Annotated in this window: 2 protein-coding genes; both read right to left on the bottom strand. The window is 63.8% G+C overall.

Annotation, left to right across the window (positions count from 1 at the left end; translation table 11 throughout):
• Positions 1-22: 22 nt before the first annotated feature.
• Positions 23-814, bottom strand: coding sequence for a PDDEXK nuclease domain-containing protein (locus N825_RS35580; protein WP_051514259.1), 792 nt, complete (start codon positions 812-814; stop codon positions 23-25).
• 176 nt (positions 815-990) lie between these two features.
• Positions 991-1504 (bottom strand): hypothetical protein (locus tag N825_RS40080; RefSeq protein ID WP_198039089.1); only part of this gene is annotated, 514 nt, incomplete at its 5' end.

Genomic DNA, 1504 nt, shown 5'->3' with positions numbered 1-1504 from the left:
TAGTCAGCCGTCTGTTCAATGCTCAACTTGCCCCGAAACCTGACAGAACCCCCATCTTGAGGTCGATGACCACGAAGCGGCGCAGATCGAGATGGTAGAACAGCAGGTCGAGGTAGAACTCCTGCCCGCCGACCCGCAGCGGATGCTGGCTGCCGACGAAGGCGAAGCCCATGCCGAGCTCGATCAGGAATGTCTTGAGGTGATCGAGCAGGCCCCGCTCAAGCTCACGCTCCCGCGCCGCGTCGCCCAGCCCAAGGAAGTCGAAGTGGTAGGGATCCTTGAAGATCTGTTCCGCCAGATCGGACTCGACGGCCGGCAGGGTGCGCTGGAAATTCGTCGCCGCCCTGCCCTGCCGCACGTGCAGACGGCTCTCGATCTGGTGGACCAGGACGTTGCGGCTCCAGCCGTGCTGGATGGCCGCGCGGGCGTACCACCGGCGGGCCTCGGCGTCCCCGACCTTCTCGAGGAGGGCGATCTGATGCCACCAGGGCAATTGTGCAAGGACCCCTTGCACGAAGTCGCGGTCCGGCCAAGCCGCCGCGAAGGCCCTCATGTATTTGAGGTTCCGGGCGGACCAGCCGGTCACCCCGGGGAACTCGCGCCGCAGGTCGGCGGCCAAGCGGTCGATCACCCGGGCACCCCAGCCGCGGCGGTCCTGCCGCTCGAGGATCTCGGCGCCGACCTGCCAGTACAGCAGGACCAGTTCGCGGTTGACGGCCAAGCCGGCACGCAGGCGGGCGTGGCGGATGCGGTCCTTCAGGTCCGCCACCCACTCCGCGTAGCCTGCGGGCCCCGGCACGGTGTCCTCTGCCATGTTCCCCCTGCCCCGCCGTCGTGCCGCGCCAACGTCCCCGATTTCTCCCCAGGGTGGCCGTACCACGGTTCCTGCACGTGGGCAACGTCCGACAAGCGTTCTTCGTCCCGGTAGGATCGGGCGAAGCGATGGTGCGGTTGCTCGTAGCTCATGATCTACCGGACGCGGCGCCCTACCTAATAAGGAAAGGATAGGAGTTCATCCCGCCGGGTGGCTGGATCGTACCGCAGGAGGCAAACTTGCTCAGCCTTCGGGTTTTGGAGTTCCGCAAACAGCGCTGCCGCGATCCTCGGACCATCGCCGTTCGCCTTGCGCACTGCATCTGCGAGAAGTCGCCCGGTGCGAGCCAGTTGACGATGCTGCAGCAGCTTCCAGGCGCGTTTCGCGACATCGGAGGCGGGCATGACAGTCGATATCATGATCCAGCTCAGCAGCAGGTTACCCCGCCGCATCTCGTGATCATCGAAAGGGTCATTCGCGGTCAGGTCGTTATCGGCCAAGCCGACCCAATAATCCTCCCCGTCAGGATAGGTCACGAGTTCCTGCGGCACTACCGATAGATGATCAATTTGATTATGCAGCAGGTCGATGTTATGAGCCACATGCTCCGGGAGACCTGGACGCGCCGAGATTTGGGGGAGACGCAATACGTATTTGCGATAGAGATGGAACAGTTCGTGAAAGATCATG

Source organism: Skermanella stibiiresistens SB22, from assembly GCF_000576635.1.
Lineage (GTDB): Bacteria > Pseudomonadota > Alphaproteobacteria > Azospirillales > Azospirillaceae > Skermanella > Skermanella stibiiresistens.
Note: the sequence above shows the minus strand (reverse complement) of the source record. Positions and strands in the feature narration are given on the sequence as shown.

Bases quoted from the DNA above. Each gene is read 5' to 3' on its own strand.
- N825_RS35580 (WP_051514259.1), bottom strand. From the start codon at position 814: ATGGCAGAGGACACCGTGCCGGGGCCCGCAGGCTACGCGGAGTGGGTG.